The organism is Marinobacter algicola DG893 (genome assembly GCF_000170835.1).
In the GTDB taxonomy this organism is placed as follows: Bacteria; Pseudomonadota; Gammaproteobacteria; order Pseudomonadales; family Oleiphilaceae; genus Marinobacter; species Marinobacter algicola.
Map to the genome: position 1 here is coordinate 1 of NZ_ABCP01000098.1, position 1218 is coordinate 1218.

Genomic DNA, 1218 nt, shown 5'->3' on the forward strand with positions numbered 1-1218 from the left:
CCCTACATGGATGTATTTACGGGCGTTTTCTGAGCAGTCTCTCCCACCGGTGCACGCCCGCCAATCAGCAGGCTACAGAAGCAAACTCCCAGGCCTATCGAACCTTGGGATCCAGCTCACCAGACGCATACCGCTCAAACATGCGCTCAAGGTTAACCGGTTTGATCTTGCTGGCGTTGCCGGCGGTACCGAAGGCTTCGTAGCGGGCGACGCAGACTTCGGTCATCGCCTGCATGGTCGCCTTCAGGAATTTACGCGGGTCGAACTCAGCCGGATTCTGGGCCAGGAAGCGACGGGTCGCGCCGGTGCTGGCCAGGCGCAGGTCGGTGTCGATGTTGACCTTGCGAACACCGTGCTTGATGCCTTCGACGATTTCCTCAACGGGCACGCCGTAGGTTTCCGGAATTTCGCCGCCGTACTCGTTGATGATCTTCAGCCATTCCTGGGGAACGGAGCTGGAACCGTGCATGACCAGATGAGTGTCCGGAATACGCTTGTGGATGGCTTTGATCTGCTCAATGGCCAGGATGTCACCGGTCGGTGGACGGGTGAACTTGTAGGCGCCGTGGCTGGTACCGATGGCAATGGCCAGGGCATCCACGTGGGTTTTCTTGACGAAGTCTGCCGCTTCTTCCGGATCAGTCAGCATCTGACTATGGTCCAGGGTGCCCTCTGCGCCAATGCCGTCTTCTTCACCGGCTTGGCCGGTTTCCAGGGAGCCCAGGCATCCCAGCTCGCCTTCCACGGAAACACCACAAGCGTGCGCCATTTCGACGGTGCGACGGGTGACGTCCACATTGTACTCGTAGTCGGTCGGGGTTTTGCCATCTTCGCCCAACGAGCCATCCATCATCACGGAGCTGAAGCCCAGTTGAATTGAACGCTGGCATACCGACGGGCTGGTGCCGTGGTCCTGGTGCATGACCACCGGAATATGGGGAAACTCCTCAATGGCCGCGAGGATCAGGTGCCGCAGGAAAGGCGCGCCTGCGTATTTGCGGGCACCAGCAGAGGCCTGAACAATCACCGGAGAATCGGTTTTGTCAGCCGCTTCCATGATGGCGCGCATCTGCTCAAGGTTGTTCACGTTATACGCAGGTACACCGTAACCATGCTCGGCGGCGTGGTCCAGCAGTTGCCGCATCGATATCAGGGCCATTGGGGTTGTCTCCTTGGTTTATTAAACAATGTCTTTGGCAGACTTCTCTGGTTTGGAGT

Annotated in this window: 1 protein-coding gene; it reads right to left on the minus strand. The window is 58.4% G+C overall.

Going from position 1 to position 1218, the window contains the following annotated elements:
- Nucleotides 1-94: 94 nt before the first annotated feature.
- On the minus strand, nucleotides 95-1159 hold the full coding sequence (gene fba / locus MDG893_RS20375; protein WP_007155746.1) for a class II fructose-bisphosphate aldolase: 1065 nt from the start codon (nucleotides 1157-1159) through the stop codon (nucleotides 95-97).
- Nucleotides 1160-1218: the final 59 nt, after the last annotated feature.

Excerpts from the sequence above, each read along its gene's own strand:
- fba (WP_007155746.1), bottom strand. The coding sequence starts at position 1,159 with ATGGCCCTGATATCGATGCGGCAACTGCTGGACCACGCCGCCGAGCAT.